This is a genomic window from Actinacidiphila acidipaludis, assembly GCF_019890725.1.
Lineage (GTDB): Bacteria > Actinomycetota > Actinomycetes > Streptomycetales > Streptomycetaceae > Actinacidiphila > Actinacidiphila acidipaludis.
In genome coordinates this window covers 311,365-326,051 of record NZ_JAINZZ010000003.1, presented here as the reverse complement: position 1 = coordinate 326,051, position 14,687 = coordinate 311,365, and the positions used below count along the sequence as shown (strand labels likewise).

Genomic DNA, 14,687 nt, shown 5'->3' with positions numbered 1-14,687 from the left:
CCCGACTTTCGGGGACACGTCTAGCCGACCAGAGATTTCTCTCGGATTCGGCGGTTGGTGTCTTCGACAGACGAAGTAGCAATGATCTTCCGTGCCCGCCCCGGACGTCCCGCCCGGTTCGTGACAACTATCCAAACCTACCTCCCCGACCGGGGGACGTCAAATCAGGCGAAGCTGGACGGCGGGGACTCCAGATCCTCCAGCTCGATGCCGGGCGCCGCGAGGACGACGTCGCCGGCGATGTGAACGTCGTACTGGTCCCCGGTGGCGCGGTCGGCCACGCGGAAGTTATCCACAGGCAGCGAACCGCTGTCCGTCGGATGTGCTGTCCTGGTGATCAACGACCACGACTGGTCGACGGTCAGCGGGGCGAGCACGGGGGGCTGGAATGAGACGAGACGTACGCGCACGGCGGGGGCTCCGGGTTCCAGGCGCAGGAGCCGCGCGGTGGCGATCAAGAACGCGGGCGAGGCACCGGTGAACCCGTGCGCGGGCACGTTCCCTTCCTGTGCCTGCTCGCCGGCCGGATCGGTGCGAACCCAGGTGACACCGTCGAGTGCGGCACCTCGTACCTGCCAGCCGCCGGCGTGCAGTTCGAGCCGGATGGGGCGGCCCAGGGCGTCGATCGTCAGGTCGACGGATCCCGCGTGGTCACCTTCGGGCGACATGGTCAGCGCGGTGTAGCGCCAGCCGGAAGGGCCGGTGGCGCAGTGGAAGTGTTCTTCACCGAGGGGGGTGTGGTCGTGGGTGTCGTGGAACGAGTAGCGGCCGCGGGGCATCGTGTGGTCTCGGGGTTCGGCGAGGCCCCCGCCTCGCGGGCGAGACGGGGGCCGTTGCGCGGTGGGCTGGTGCGCCGCTGCTCAGTAGCGGTAGTGGTCCGACTTGTACGGGCCCTCGACCTCGACGCCGATGTAGGACGCCTGCTCCGGGCGGAGCGTGGTGAGCCGGACGCCGAGGGAGTCCAGGTGGAGGCGGGCGACCTTCTCGTCCAGGTGCTTGGGCAGGACGTAGACGCCGATCGGGTACTCCTCGGGCTTCGTGAAGAGTTCGATCTGAGCGAGCGTCTGGTCCGTGAAGGAGTTGGACATCACGAACGACGGGTGGCCGGTCGCGTTGCCCAGGTTGAGCAGACGGCCCTCGGACAGCACGATGATCTTCTTGCCGTCGGCGAAGGTCCAGGTGTGGACCTGCGGCTTGACCTCGTCCTTGACGATGCCGGGGATCTTCGCGAGCCCGGCCATGTCGATCTCGTTGTCGAAGTGGCCGATGTTGCCGACGATCGCCTGGTGCTTCATCCGCTCCATGTCGGCGGCCAGGATGATGTCCCGGTTGCCGGTGGTGGTGATGAAGATGTCGGCGGTCTCGACGACGTCCTCGAGCCGGGCGACCTGGTAGCCGTCCATCGCGGCCTGCAGGGCGCAGATCGGGTCGATCTCGGTGATGATGACGCGGGCGCCCTGGCCGCGGAGCGACTCGGCGCATCCCTTGCCGACGTCGCCGTAGCCGCAGACCACGGCGACCTTGCCGCCGATGAGGACGTCGGTGGCGCGGTTGATGCCGTCGACGAGGGAGTGGCGACAGCCGTACTTGTTGTCGAACTTCGACTTGGTGACCGCGTCGTTGACGTTGATCGCCGGGAACAGCAGCGAGCCGGCCTGCTGCATCTCGTAGAGACGGTGCACGCCGGTCGTGGTCTCCTCGGTCACGCCGCGGATCTCGGAGGCCAGCTGCGTCCACTTCTGCGGGTTCTCACCGAGGGTGCGGCGGAGCAGGCCCAGGATGACCCCGTACTCCTCGCTGTCGTCGGCGCTGGTGGCCGGGACGGAACCGGCCTTCTCGAACTCGACGCCCTTGTGGACCAGGAGGGTGGCGTCACCACCGTCGTCGAGGATCATGTTCGGGCCGCCGGTGGGGACGCCGGGCCAGGTCAGCGCCTGCTCGGTGCACCACCAGTACTCGTCCAGCGTCTCGCCCTTCCAGGCGAAGACCGGGACGCCCTGCGGCGCCTCGGGGGTGCCGTTCGGGCCGACGGCGATGGCCGCCGCCGCGTGGTCCTGGGTGGAGAAGATGTTGCAGGAGGCCCATCGGACCTGCGCGCCGAGGGCGACGAGGGTCTCGATGAGCACGGCCGTCTGCACGGTCATGTGCAGGGAGCCGGTGATGCGCGCGCCGGCCAGCGGCTGGGCGTCGGCATACTCCTTGCGCAGAGCCATCAGGCCGGGCATCTCGTGCTCGGCGAGGGTGATCTCCTTGCGGCCGAAGGCGGCCAGGGACAGGTCCGCGACCTTGAAGTCGGTGGCGGTGAGGGTCATGCGTGCTGCTCCTCGCGGTTGGATTCGCGTCGGACAGGGATAGCGCGCGGCCACGGGACGGCGGGGAGTGCCTCGTCATGCGGACACACCTGTCCCAGTGCGGCAGCGCAATCCGTCGGAGGCCCTCTCTCCCTCGGCCGGTCATCGTGCTGTGACCGCCCGACCGCCATCAGCAGCGACGTCTGGCTACGAACGAATCTACACCGACCGACCCGTCAGCCCCAGTACGGCTCGAGCGGCCGTCGGGTCAGCGTCCGCCGGGAGTCTGGTCGGGGTCGGGGCCCGCCGCGGCCGCCGCCTCGCTGTAGATGTCGGGCTCGAGGTAGATCACCCGGGCGAACGGCTCGGCGGCGCGGATGCGCTCCTCGGCGGCGTCGATGGCGCGGGCGACCTCGGCCGCGGTGTCGTCGTGCCGGACCGCGATCTTGGCGGCCACCAGCAGTTCCTCGGGGCCGAGGTGGAGGGTGCGCATGTGGATGACGCCGGTGACGGTGTCGTCGTCGACCATCGCGGCGCGGATCCGGTCCAGCGATTCGGGGCCGGCGCCCTCGCCGATGAGCAGGGACTTGGTCTCCGCGGCGAGGACCAGGGCGATGCAGATGAGGAGGGTGCCGATGCACAGGGTGCCGATGCCGTCCCAGACCCCGCTGTCGGTGGCCAGGGAGATGCCGACGCCGGCCAGGGCGAGGGCGAGACCGATGAGGGCACCGAAGTCCTCGAGGAGGACGACGGGCAGTTCGGGGGCCTTGGCCCGGCGGATGTACTCGACCCAGGAGAGCGAGCCGCGGGTGTGGTTCGACTCCTTGACGGCGGTGCGGAAGGAGGAGCCTTCGGCGAGGATCGCGAAGATCAGGACGCCCACGGGCCAGTACCAGTGCTCGATGGGGTGCGGGTGGCGGATCTTCTCGTAGCCCTCGTAGAGGGCGAACATGCCGCCGACGGAGAACAGGACGATGGACACCAGGAAGGCGTAGACGTACCGCTCACGGCCGTAGCCGAAGGGGTGGTCCTCGCTGGCGGCGCGCTTGGCCTTCTTGCCGCCGATGAGCAGCAGGGCCTGGTTGCCGGAGTCCGCGAGGGAGTGCACCCCTTCGGCGAGCATGGACGAGGAACCGCTGAACGCGAAGGCCACGAACTTGGATACGGCGATCGCGAGGTTGGCGCTGAGCGCCGCGACGATGGCCCTGGTTCCGCCTGAGGCGCTCATAGGTGCTGCTGGTCCCTTCGTCGTCCGCTTTGCCGCGCCTTTACGGACGCGACGGACGGACATTCTTGCAGCCGGGTCGGTTGGCGGTACCTCAGGCTGCCACGGTGGCCCTGAAGAGGGTGCCGTCGCCGTCCAGCCGGGTGCGGCCGCCGGCCGGGACGTACGCGGACTCGCCGCGGGCCAGGCTGAGGACGGTGCCGCTCTCGCCGAGGTCCTCCAGGCGCACGGTCCCGCTGGTGCACAGCAGGATCTGCGGTGTGGCGGAGTCCAGGGTGCGGGGGTCGGCGCCGGGGGCGACGACGTACCGGGAGAGGCGGAACTCGTCGATGGGCGCGGGGTAGAGCTCCTCGCCGTCGGGAGCGGCCTCGGGACGGAGCACTCCGGGGTCGGCCGCCTCGAAGCGGACGATGCGCAGGAGTTCGGGAACGTCGATGTGCTTGGGGGTGAGACCGCAGCGGAGAACGTTGTCGGAGTTGGCCATGATCTCGACGCCGAGGCCGTCGAGGTAGGCGTGCGGTACTCCGGCGCCCAGGTAGAGCGCCTCGCCGGGCTGGAGCCGTACGTGGTTCAGCAGCATCGCGGCGATGATGCCGCGGTCGCCGGGGAAGCTGTGCGCGGCCTTGGCGTAGGCGGCGTAGTCGGCCGCGTACGGGGTGGCGGGGTCGGCGGCCAGGCGGGCGGCGGCCTCGGTGGCGGCGTGCACGGTCGAGGCGATGGCCTCGGGGTCGGCGCCGAGCACGGCCGCCAGGACCTCGCGCAGGGCCTGGTCCTCGGGCTGGGCGCGCAGGATGTCGACGTAGGGCGCGAGGCTGTCGACGCCGAGGGCCTCGATGAGGTCGGCGGCCTCGGTGGGCCGGCGGAAGCCGCACAGCCCGTCGAACGGCGAGAGCGCGACGATCATCTCGGGCTTGTGGTTGGCGTCCTTGTAGTTGCGGTGCGGGGCGTCGATCGGGACGCCCCGGGCCTCCTCGTCCGCGAAGCCGGCCTTGGCCTGGGGGAGGTCGGGGTGGACCTGGACGGACAGGGGCGCGCCGGCGGCGAGCACCTTGAGGAGGAAGGGCAGGGTGGGGCCGAACCGCTTGACCGTGGCCTCGCCGAGTTCGGCGACGGGGTCGGCGGCGATGACGGTGTCCAGGGGGACGAGGCCGCTGCCGCGGTCGATGCGGGAGGGTGCGCCGGGGTGGGCGCCCATCCACAGTTCGGCCTGGGGTTCGCCGGTGGGCTCGGTGCCTAGGAGCTCGGGGATGGCGGTGGTGGAGCCCCAGGCGTAGGGGCGGATGGTGTTGGTCAGGCGATTCATGCCGGTCATGGTCTCTCGGTCGAAGCAACGGCCAGGTAGGCGGCGGCGAAATCCGTCACGGCGAGGAGTTCCGCCGCGGTGTCCAGGGGGGTGCCGTCGGCGGCGGAGATCTCGCTGAGCGGCGTGTCGTGGGCGTAGGCCTGCTCGCGGGCCGCGGGGGCGGCCGATCCGCCCTGGTCGGCGGTCTCCTGGAGCAGCACGATCCGCAGTCGCAGACCACCGGGGTCCTCGACCCGGTCGCGGAAGAAGTCGTCGGGGTCGGCGGCCAGGGTGCGGGCGCTCTCCTGGAGAGGGCCGTGCACGGTGAGTGCCGCCGGGAGTTCGGCGGCGAGCGCGGGCCGCCCGGCGTGGGTGGCCAGCACGGTGGCGAAACGGCGCGCGCCGGCCGCCGCGATCCGTCCCTGGCTCCACAACAGCGGGAGCGTCTCGTCGAGTTCGGCGGCGAGCGTCTTGGCGGGGTTGGTGTAGGTGGCGATGGCGGGGCCGCAGCGGGCGGCCACCTCGTCGAGCCGGTCGGCCACGCCGTGCAGGGCCGAGGTGGGCGCGCTGAGGATGCCGAGCCGGTCGGTCAGCACGAGCAGCGGGGTGAGCAGCGCCCAGAACGCGCCGGTGTCGGAGACCCGGCCGTTGGTGGTCTGCGGCTGCCCGGTGCCGGGGGCGGGCGCGCCCCAGGTGGGTGCGGCGGCCTGGTTGGCGTCGGAGGCGAAGGGCAGTGCCATGCCGCGCACTTGGCCCACGGCGTCGGCGACGGGCGCGCCGGCGGGGGCGACGGCGCATGCGGTGCAGCCACGCCGGTAGGCCTGCTCGATCAGGTCGGTCAGGCCCTGCTCGGTGCCCTGTGTGGTGAGCAGGAGCAGCAGGTCCAGCGGGCCGGCCCAGCCGGGCAGGGTCCAGCGGGACTGCTCGGGGGTCGGACCGGTGGGGCGGAGGAGTTCGACCGGGCAGGTGCCGGAGCAGAGCGCGCCGAGCAGGTCGGCGACGGCGGCGGCCTCGGGACCGCTGCCGGCGATCAGCAGGGTGCGGGGGCGTCCGTCGGGCCGCAGCTCCGCCACGCCCGCCTCCTCGGCGAGCCGCAGCGCGGTGCGCACCCGGGCTCCGGCGGCGGCGACGCCGCGCAGCAGCCCGCGGACGTCGGCGCGGGCGAGGGCGTCCGGGTCCTCCAGCAGGGACTCGTCGAACACTGCGACCTCCCGGTCGGATACGGCCTGGCGGCCTTGTCAGCCAGGGCCCGGTTCGTGCGGCCCGGTCGAGGATCCGGTCAGGAGGGGCGGCGGGCCTCGTCGACGAGCAGCACGGGGATCTCGTCCCGCACGGGGTACGCCAGTCCGCAGGTGTCGGAGGTGCAGACGAGTTCGCTCGCCTCGGCGTCCTCACGCAGCGGCGCGTGGCAGGCCGGGCAGGCGAGGATCTCCAGCAGGCTGGGTTCGACGAGCGGCATTGCGAGGTCCTCCGGACGGTGTGGGCGGTGTGCTGCGGGGAGGTTCAGGACCGTGCGGCCGGCGGGCGGCGCCTGGCCGCCGGCGCCCCGGGCGGATGCCCCGGGTCGCACGCGGCCGTCACCGCGACGGCCGGGTACGTGCCGGCGAGCCGCCCGCCGTACCGGTGGCCTTCTCTCCGTGCCCTCAGCCTATCGCCGTGGATCAGGCCCGCACGATCCCCAGGACCTCGTCCCGGACGCGGGCGACGGTGGCGGCGTCGCGGGCCTCGACGTTGAGCCGCAGCAGCGGTTCGGTGTTGGAGGCGCGGAGGTTGAACCACCAGTCGGCGCCGGTGACGGTGAGGCCGTCGAGTTCGTCGAAGGCGACGCCCTCGCGCCCGGTGAACGCGGCCCGCACGGCCGCGGTGCTGGCGCCCTGGTCGGCGACGGTGCTGTTGATCTCGCCGGAGGCCGCGTACCGGTCGTACGCGGCGACCAGTTCGGACAGCGGCCCGTCCTGCGCGCCGAGCGCCGCGAGCAGGTGCAGAGCGGCGAGCATGCCGGTGTCGGCGTTCCAGAAGTCGCGGAAGTAGTAGTGCGCGGAGTGCTCGCCGCCGAAGACGGCCCCGGAGGCGGCCATCTCCTGCTTGATGAACGAGTGCCCGACGCGGGTGCGCACGGTCCTGCCGCCGTGCTCGGCGACGACCTCGGGCACCGACCACGACGTGATCAGGTTGTGGATGATCGTGGCGCCCGGGTTCTTGGCCAGTTCGCGGGCGGCGACCAGGGCGGTGACGGCGGACGGGGAGACGGGTTCGCCGCGCTCGTCGACGGCGAAGCAGCGGTCGGCGTCGCCGTCGAAGGCCAGGCCGATGTCGGCGCCCGTCTCGCGCACCCGGGCCTGCAGGTCGACCAGGTTCGCCGGGTCGAGCGGGTTGGCCTCGTGGTTGGGGAAGGTGCCGTCGAGTTCGAAGTACATGGGCACCAGCTCGACCGGCAGCCCGTCGAGGACGGTGGGGACGGTGTGGCCGCCCATGCCGTTGCCGGCGTCCACGACGACCTTCAGCGGCCTGATGCCGGACAGGTCGACGAGGGAGCGCAGGAATCCCGCGTAGTCGGCGAGCACGTCGCGGGCACCGATGGCGCCCGGGGTCGCGCCGGTGGCGGGCACTCCGGTCTCGGCCCACTTCTCGGCGAGCTCGCGGATCTCGGAGAGCCCGGTGTCCTGGCCGATGGGCGCGGCGCCCGCGCGGCACATCTTGATCCCGTTGTACTGCGCCGGGTTGTGGCTCGCGGTGAACATCGCGCCGGGCAGGCCCAGCCGGCCGCTGGCGAAGTACAGCTCGTCGGTGGAGCAAAGGCCGATCTCGGTGACGTCGGCGCCACGCGAGGCGGCGCCGCGCGCGAAGGCCCGGGACAGCCCGGGCGACGAGGGCCGCATGTCGTGGCCGACCACCACGGCGGTCGCCTCGGTGACGGCCGCGAAGGCGGCGCCGAAGATCTCGGCGAGCGGCTCGTCCCACTGGTCGGGCACGACGCCGCGCACATCGTAGGCCTTGACGATCTGCGACAAATCGGCCACTTCGCACCTCTGTTGCACGTGTTCGGAAGGTCGGGGAGGCGTCTCGCACCCCGAAGCAGCCACAACCTACCGAAGCGGGACCCCCTGCCGGGAGCCGCAGTGCCCGCGGCGGGTCGCCGGCTCAGGACTCGGGGGACCGCAGCACCCGCAGATGGCCGCGCCGGGCGACCTCCATCGGGTCGATGTCCCGGGCCGCTCCGCCGCCGGCGGCGCGTTCCTGCGGCCGGGCCGCCTCGCGCACGGCGTTGGCGAGTGCCTCCAGGTCGTCGCCGCTGGGCCGCACCGGACCGGAGTCCGTGGCCAGCCGTACGACTTCCCAGCCCCGGGGCGCGGTGAGGCGCTCGGAGTGCTCGGAGCACAGGTCGTAGCAGTGGGGTTCCGCGTAGGTAGCGAGAGGGCCGAGAACGGCCGTGGAGTCCGCGTAGACGTACGTCAGCGTCGCGACGGCGGGGCGGCCGCAAGCGGTGCGCGAACAGCGACGTACAGGGCTCACGACGTTGGACGGTACCGCACTCTTGAGCGGGCCGCGACGACTCTCCGGCAGGTCACCCGCTCGTGTCGCCGATCCGTGTCCGGAATCGATCGATCCGGCCCCTGGGGGCTGACCTGCGCCTACGATCGGCACCCCCGATCCGGCTACCCTCGGTAACGCGGCGTCGACCTGTCCCCAGAGCGACGCGTTCGGTCACCGAGTGGCGTATAAGTGGCGTATTTCCGTCATATTCCTGGCCTGATGCGATCCCAAGGCCCGCACCGCCGGGCGGCAAAGGGGCCACGCTTCGCCCTTTGGCGGACAAGGGCGTGATCCCGTGCTGTACGTGCCTGCTCACAGGACTAGGCTCACCTCGATGGACAGCTCGGCACCCACCCCACCGACCCCACCCGCACCGCGTCCGCGTCACCGCGACCGCCATGGGCGCGGGATGCGCGGACCCATCGCGCCCCCGCAGGTGCCGCTCGCCCTCAGCCGTGCCGACGCCTTCGACGACCTGGTGCGGGACGCCGCCGACCGGCTGGAACGCCGCTGGCCGCAACTGGCCGATGTCGAGTTCGCGGTCCAGGAGGTGCCGTGGCCGCAGGACGGCCCGGCCCCGGACGGCGACCCGGTGCCGCTGGGCCGGCTGATCGGCGCGGGCAAGGACCGCCCGAGCCGGATCGTGGTCTACCGGCGCCCGGTGGAGATCCGCGCCAAGAGCCGCGACGAGCGGGCCCTGCTGGTCCACGAGGTCGTCGTCGAGCAGGTGGCCGAGCTGCTGGGCCTGTCCCCGGAGAACGTCGACCCCAAGTACGGCGAGGACTGATCCCCGGGCGGCCCCACTCCGGCCCGCGCGTCCCGCCCGGCCCGCCCGTCCCGCTTCCCCACTCGCCTTCTCAGCGGTTGAGGATCTGCAGCCGCACTCCGGCCTTGGGCACGGACACCATCCCCCGGTCGTCCGGCATCGGCTGGATCGTGAACATCGGAATGCCGTTCAGCGGCAGCTCCAGCATCCGTGACGCGTACAGCGTGCCGCCGCCCGGCAGGGGCTCCACGGTCACCGCGAACGCGCCCTTGCCGCCGTCCGGGCCCTGCGGCGTCAGCGACATCGTCGTGCCCGCCTTGACGGTCACGGTCTTCGTCACCGGCGTGCCGCCGGACGTCCCGGCCGACGAGGTGATCTTCACGCTGGTGTCCTTGCCAGTGGCGGTCAGCGCGAGCGTCGAGCCCTTGGCCCGGTTGTCGGCGACCGTGGATCGGTTGCCGACCGGAGCCGTCGCGGGCAGGAAGGCCAGATCCTGCGAGCTGCCCTTGCCGCGCGTGACCCGCAGCGCGGCCACCACCGGGACGGCGCTGTGCACGGTGCTCGAACCGATGAGCAGCGACCCCGCCTCGCCCTTGGTGATGTCACCGAGGTCCACCGCGGTCGTCATCCCGCTCTTGACGTGCAGCGTCTCGTGCCCGGCCGGGGTGATCGAGCCGGTGGACGTGGCCAGCTTCAGCGTCAGGTCCGCGTCGTCGGAACCCGGGTCGAAGACGACCAGGCGCACGTCGCCGGCGTCGGACGGGATGCCCGGCATCACCAGGCTCGTCGCCGGGTCGCCGGCCGCCGGCAGCCAGTCCGCGCCCTTGCCGCTGTCGGTGGCCTGGACGGCCGCGCCGACCCGGCCGCTGCGCGCCACCACGTGCAGCGTGAGGTCCTGCTGCTTGTCCGCGACGAGCGTGGACAGCAGCACCGGCTCGGAGCTGTCGCCCGGCACCGTGATGCCGTCGCCGGTCGAGGCCTTGAGCTGCCCGTCCTTGCCGTAGAGCTGGACGTCGACCACGGCCGGGGCCTGGTCGGGGTTGACCAGGTGCAGATAGTCCTGACGGCCGGTCGCGGTGCTCGCGCCGGCGAACCAGAACTCGCTGTCCGGCACCAGGCAGGAGGTGCCGAGCAGCCCGCGGGCCGCGCCGGAGTCCACCACCGTGCTCTGCTGGACGGTCCACCCGGGCGCCAGCGCCCCGTCGGCGGTCCCGACGAGCGCCGGGGCGTCCGCCTGGTCGGTGCTCGCCGTCACCGGCTTGCCGGGCGCGCTCAGCGGCGCGATCGGCTTGCCCTTGGGGGCCGCCGGGACCAGCGACGCCTTCCCGCCCGTGGCCCCGCCGGAGACCGGCGTGAACGACGTGTAGGTGGTGGTGGCGAACTCCGAGGACGAGGGCGCCGGGCACAGCAGCGTGGTGCGCTGCACCGGCAGCCGGGCGGCCGAGGCGCCTCCATGACCGGGCGCCGCGCCGGAGTCGCTGCCCCCGGTCAGGGAGGCGGCGCCGGTGAGGACGGCGAGTGCGACGACGGCGCCGGCCAGGGAGATCGTGCTGCGGTTCACCGGTGGTCGCTCCCGTCGCGGTGCTGGTCGCCTTCTGCGTAGTAGCCGGCCGGGTCACCGTGACCGGTCTGCCCGGGGTAGCCCTGCTCGCCGTAGCCGTCCTGTTCGCCGTACTGGTCCTGCTCGCCGTAGCCCTGGTCCGGGTAGCCGTTCTGCCCGGGGTAGCCGCCCTGGGCGTCGTACCCCTGCTCGCCGCCGTAGCCGGGCGCGCCGTCGGGACCGGCGGCGTAGGGGTCGTAGCCGGGCTGCTGCGGGACGTATCCGTAACCCTCGGGGTAGGTGCCCTGGCCGGTGCCGTAACCGGCGTTCTGGTCGGGGTAGCCCTGCTGCCCGTCCCACTGGCCGGACGGGTCGCCGGCCTGGGCGTAGGCGGGGTCGGCGTAGCCCTCCTGGTAGCCGTAGTCGGCGCCGGCCGGTGCCGCGTACGGGTCGTAGGCGCCGTCGCCGGTGCCGTAGGCGGTCTGTTCGCCCATGCCCGCGGCCGCGTGCACGGCCTCCCCGGGAGCGCCTTCCTCGGCGGCTTCCGCGGCCTCGGGGGCGTCGTCGCCTTCCGCCGCCTGCGCGGCGGCCTCCGCCTCGGCCGCGGCCTGCAGGCGGCGGGCCCGGCGGCCCTCGCCCGACGCCTGGGCCGGGATGGCGGCCGCGGGGGCCTCGGCCTCCGGCAGGTCGTCGTCGACGTCGCGGCGGCGGCCCGGCAGGGCCAGCACGATCGTCAGGAGGAGCAGGAACGCCTGGGCGCCGAGCCAGCCGATGTGCGCCACCGGCTCCTCGTAGGTGACGTCCAGCCGGCCACCGCTCGAGGGCAGGTCGAAGCCCTGCGCCCAGCCGTCCACCGTGGTCGGGGTGAGCGCGGTGCCGTCGAGGGTGGCGTGCCAGCCCGCCGCGGCGGAGTCGGCCAGCCGCAGGACGCGGCCGGACGGCCCGGAGGGCACGGTGGTGTGCGCCTCGACGCGGCCCGAGGGGACGCCGATCGGCTGGGCGCCGTTGCTGGTGATGGTGATGCGGGAGACGGTCGTGTCGACCCGCCACAGTTCGCTGCCGTCGGTCTGGCTGACCCGGGAGATCCCGGGCGTGCTGTCGAGGATGCGGCCGAAGGAGCGCGGCGAGCCCTTCTGCGCCAGCACGTAGCGGATCGCGTAGCCGGCGAGCCGGCTGCCCTGGTCGGCGCCGGACCCGGCGACGAGGTTGGCGACGACCGTGTCGAGCGCCGGGTCGGCGGGGGCTCCCGCGGCGAGTTCCGCGTCGCCGATCTGCGCGCCGGAACCGCGCACCAGCGCGTAGGTGACGTCGCCCGGGGTGCCGTTGAGCACGAGGGTGCGGGGCTGGTCGCGGGTGGTGGCCTCTTCGGCCACGAACGCCGGCACCTGCTGCGGGTCGCCGCGCCGGATCGGGCCGTTGGCGCCGTCCACGACCCAGGTGAAGGCGGCGAGCAGCGGCGCGGCGACGGCGGCCAGCGCGATCAGGCCGGCCACCGGCTGCCGCCAGCCGAACCCGCTGGCGGCGATGCGCTCCTTGGCGCCCTCCGCGCCGACGGCGGCGGCGGCCAGCAGGGCGAGACCGTAGACGAGGGTGGCGGGTCCCGCCCAGTCCTCGCCGTTCTCGACGACGGCGAACAGCAGGCCGGCGAGCGCCGCGGCCCAGGCGGCGGTGATGGCGGTGCGCCGGGTGCCGCGCATCAGGGCGGCGAGCGCGGCGAGCACCACGCCGACCAGCAGGAATCCGCCGGACGCCTTGGGGCCGCCGGGGCTGAGCAGCAGCAGGTCGACGCCGGAGGCGCTCTTGGTGCCGTAGACCAGGCCGGCTTCGTGGAGCAGGCGCCCGGGGTGGCTGAGCAGCGTCAGCGACCAGGGGGCGAGCAGCACGAGCGGGGTGACGACGACGGCGGCCGAGCGCACCACGTGCGGCACGACCAGCTGGGCGGCGCCGGTGGCCAGCCGCCAGCCGAGCACGGCCGCGGCCAGGGTCAGGGCGATCAGCCAGGTGACCGGGGTGAAGGCGGTGGTGAAGGTGAGCATCAGCGCGAGCGCCCAGGTGGAGCGCCAGCCCGGCCGCACCCCGCGCTCGATCGCGGCCGGGCTGAGCTGCAGCCCGGCGTAGGCCACGGCCGCGCGGGCCATCAGCGGCAGCAGGATGGCCAGGACGGCGGTGCCCAGGCGGCCGCCGGCGAGCGCGCCCGTCGCGGCGGGCAGGAAGGCGTAGGCGACCGAGCCCCAGGCCCGCAGCAGCCGCGACTCGACGAGCGGCCGCGAGGCGAAGTAGGCGCTGACGCCGGCCAGCGGCACGGAGGCGACCAGGAACAGCGTCAGGGTGAGGCTGGTGGAGCCGAAGAGCACGGTCGCGAAGAGCGCCAGGACCGCGAGGTAGGGGGGTGCGGACTGGGTGCCGCCGGTGCCGAGGGCATGCCAGGAGCCGGCGTAGCTGCCCCACAGGTCGGAGGCGCCGGAGCCGGCCGGCAGCAGGGCGCCGCCGGAGAGCGTGCCGCCGCCGAGCAGCGAGCGGCAGGCGGCCAGCGAGACCACCAGCAGCACCGCGAAGAGCACCGGGCCGGGTTTGCGGGCCAGCCGCTTGAGGCGGGCGAACTGCTCGACCTCGAGGAACTCGCCGTCCTCGTCGCCGGGTCCGGACTCGACGCCGCCGCCGTGGCGGCCGACGGCGGCGGTGGAGGCGTCGGCGCGGCCGGCGATGTTGCTGACGACCTGGTCGACGGTGGCGCGGACGGTGGCGCCGGGCGGCGGGAACAGCGGGCGCAGTTCGGACGGCGGCACGGTCCCGCGCCCGCGTCTCTGCCGTGCGCCCAGCAGCCGGCCGGGCCGCAGCAGCACGCTCATCAGGCCGACGATCTCGTCGACGGCCTGCCCGGGCACCTTGCCCACGAGGTACGCGAGGGTGCGCAGCATGGTGCCGACGACGATCCGCAGGAACACGTACGGCAGCAGCGGGCCACGGGTGTTGGCCAGCAGCGTGTAGACCGCGCCGGCCTTGTCCACGCGGTGCGGGTTGACCGCGGAGCGGCCCGCGCAGTCGACCGGGCGGCGCTCGCGGGAGGCGGCCTCCGCGTGCCGCAGCACCGCGTCGGGGGCCACCAGGACGGTGTGGCCGGCGGCCTGGGCGCGCCAGCAGAAGTCGACGTCGTCGCGCATCAGGGGGAGCCTGCGGTCGAAGCCGCCGAGCTCCTCCCACACGTCGCGGCGCACCAGCATGCCCGCGGAGGACACCGACAGCACCGGGCGCACCTGGTCGTGCTGCCCCTGGTCCTGCTCGCGGCGTTCCAGGCCGGTCCAGCGCCGGCCGCTCCTGGCGATGCTGACGCCGACCTCCAGCAGCTGCCTGCGGTCGTACCAGGAGCGGAGCTTGGGGCCGATGACCGCCGCGGACGGCGTGCTGTCGGCGGTTCGCAGCAGCGCGGCGAGGGCGCCGGGGTCGGGCTCGCAGTCGTCGTGCAGCAGCCAGAGCCACTGGACGGGCTCGCCGTGCGGCCGGTCCCCCTCGTCGTAAGGCTCGTCGTTCCAGGTGCGGCTGACGGGATCCCAGCCACTGCTGTGGGGCGCGAGGTAGGGCAGTTGTTCGGGGGTCGGCGCCGGGACGGTGCGCACGGCCTCGTCGACGGCGGCGCCGAAGCCGGTGCGACGGGCGAGGTGCAGCACACGCTGGTCGCCGAGCGCGTCGACGAGCAGGCGCGCGGACTCGTCGGCGCTGCCGGTGTCGGCGGCGATGACGTCCTGGACCGGGCGGTCCTGGGTGAGCAGCCCGTCGAGGGCCTGGCGCAGCCACCGGGCGCCGTCGTGGGCGACGAGCACCGCGGTGACGACGTGGCGCGGGAACTCAGGGGTGCCGGCCGGATGGGCGGCCGGTGCTGGGCTGTTCACGGACATCGAGGTTCGGGCCCCGGTTCGCTGGACTGCGGTGGACGCGGCCGCGGCACTGGCGCACGGCGGACGTCTCGGACGGCCCCCCACACTAACGGCTCACACAGCCGGCGCCGTCCGGGTGTGAGAACAACGGCAGCCCGCCTGCCCCGCCGGAGGGCG

11 protein-coding genes are annotated in these 14,687 nt (G+C 73.6%); 1 reads left to right on the top strand and 10 read right to left on the bottom strand.

Annotated features, from left to right (window positions below; genetic code table 11):
- Window positions 1-164 precede the first annotated feature (164 nt).
- The 8 genes from K7862_RS04680 to K7862_RS04645 all read right to left on the bottom strand — a co-directional run bounded on the left by K7862_RS04680 (window position 165) and on the right by K7862_RS04645 (window position 8,362).
- Window positions 165-779: a hypothetical protein gene (locus K7862_RS04680; protein ID WP_222960858.1), complete on the bottom strand. Its 615-nt coding sequence runs from the start codon at window positions 777-779 to the stop codon at window positions 165-167.
- An 81-nt stretch (window positions 780-860) separates the two neighbouring features.
- Window positions 861-2,312 carry an adenosylhomocysteinase gene (ahcY, locus tag K7862_RS04675; protein WP_222960856.1) on the bottom strand — a complete coding sequence of 484 codons (1,452 nt, stop codon included), beginning with the start codon at window positions 2,310-2,312 and terminating at the stop codon, window positions 861-863.
- Window positions 2,313-2,559: 247 nt separating this feature from the next.
- On the bottom strand, window positions 2,560-3,519 hold the full coding sequence (locus K7862_RS04670) for a cation diffusion facilitator family transporter (RefSeq protein WP_222960854.1): 960 nt from the start codon (window positions 3,517-3,519) through the stop codon (window positions 2,560-2,562).
- 91 nt (window positions 3,520-3,610) lie between these two features.
- Entirely contained in the window at window positions 3,611-4,819 is a 1,209-nt protein-coding gene (gene manA, locus K7862_RS04665) for a mannose-6-phosphate isomerase, class I (RefSeq protein ID WP_222960851.1), read from the bottom strand.
- Between the two features lie 5 nt (window positions 4,820-4,824).
- Entirely contained in the window at window positions 4,825-6,000 is a 1,176-nt protein-coding gene (locus tag K7862_RS04660; RefSeq protein WP_222960849.1) for an SIS domain-containing protein, read from the bottom strand.
- Between the two features lie 77 nt (window positions 6,001-6,077).
- Window positions 6,078-6,257: a Trm112 family protein gene (locus K7862_RS04655; protein ID WP_222960846.1), complete on the bottom strand. Its 180-nt coding sequence runs from the start codon at window positions 6,255-6,257 to the stop codon at window positions 6,078-6,080.
- Window positions 6,258-6,459: 202 nt separating this feature from the next.
- A complete protein-coding gene (locus tag K7862_RS04650; protein WP_222960844.1) occupies window positions 6,460-7,818 on the bottom strand; it encodes a phosphomannomutase/phosphoglucomutase in 1,359 nt (452 codons plus the stop codon).
- Window positions 7,819-7,939: 121 nt separating this feature from the next.
- Entirely contained in the window at window positions 7,940-8,362 is a 423-nt protein-coding gene (locus tag K7862_RS04645) for a DUF3499 domain-containing protein (RefSeq protein WP_222960923.1), read from the bottom strand.
- 304 nt (window positions 8,363-8,666) lie between these two features.
- On the opposite strand from K7862_RS04645, the gene K7862_RS04640 reads away from it, so the two are divergent.
- Window positions 8,667-9,119, top strand: coding sequence for a metallopeptidase family protein (locus K7862_RS04640; protein ID WP_222960841.1), 453 nt, complete (start codon window positions 8,667-8,669; stop codon window positions 9,117-9,119).
- Window positions 9,120-9,189: 70 nt separating this feature from the next.
- Here K7862_RS04640 and K7862_RS04635 read toward each other — a convergent pair whose 3' ends face one another.
- Window positions 9,190-10,659: a DUF5719 family protein gene (locus tag K7862_RS04635; RefSeq protein WP_222960839.1), complete on the bottom strand. Its 1,470-nt coding sequence runs from the start codon at window positions 10,657-10,659 to the stop codon at window positions 9,190-9,192.
- Window positions 10,656-14,531 (bottom strand): glycosyltransferase family 2 protein, encoded by a 3,876-nt coding sequence (locus K7862_RS04630; protein ID WP_222960837.1) that lies wholly within the window; start codon window positions 14,529-14,531, stop codon window positions 10,656-10,658. Before K7862_RS04630 ends, K7862_RS04635 begins: the two co-directional genes overlap by 4 nt.
- Between the last annotated feature and the right edge of the window lie 156 nt (window positions 14,532-14,687).